The 414-nt window shown below is 60.9% G+C and carries 1 pseudogene; it reads right to left on the bottom strand.

Annotated elements, in window-relative coordinates:
- Window positions 1-162, bottom strand: a pseudogene (locus EOC06_RS38545) (DDE-type integrase/transposase/recombinase); the annotation flags it as partial.
- Between the last annotated feature and the right edge of the window lie 252 nt (window positions 163-414).

Raw genomic sequence — 414 nt, 5'->3', positions numbered from 1 at the left:
GAGGATTTCGAACTGCTCGGCGAGAGACGGGTTCGGATTGAAGGCGTACCGCGCCTGTCGTTTGCGCATCATGTGGACCATCTCGATGCCGGACAAGGTGACCGCGGCGGCGTGCGTCGATTTGAAACCGAGCATCGGCCGCACCCGGCGCTTGATGCGCCGCCGGATTTTCACCGGGCTCCCGAGCACGAACTCCAGTCGCCAGGAGGGGGAAATGGGTGGACTTTCCACCAGCCGTTCGGGCGCGCTGGCGCGATGCTTGGCTGGCTGGCTGGCTGGCTGGGCACGCCGATCTTCGGCAGTTGCGTTTCGCTTCCGTAGATAATCTAGCCCGGAAAATTCATGGTGGGTTGGCGGATGTAGTGCAAGCCATTGAAATGACGTAGGATTTGGTTGCTAAAGCCGATCCGCATC

Source organism: Mesorhizobium sp. M7A.F.Ca.MR.362.00.0.0 (assembly GCF_004023175.1).
Classification (GTDB): domain Bacteria; phylum Pseudomonadota; class Alphaproteobacteria; order Rhizobiales; family Rhizobiaceae; genus Mesorhizobium.
The sequence above is the reverse complement of the archived record's forward strand: the minus strand, read 5'-3'. Positions and strand labels throughout refer to the sequence as shown.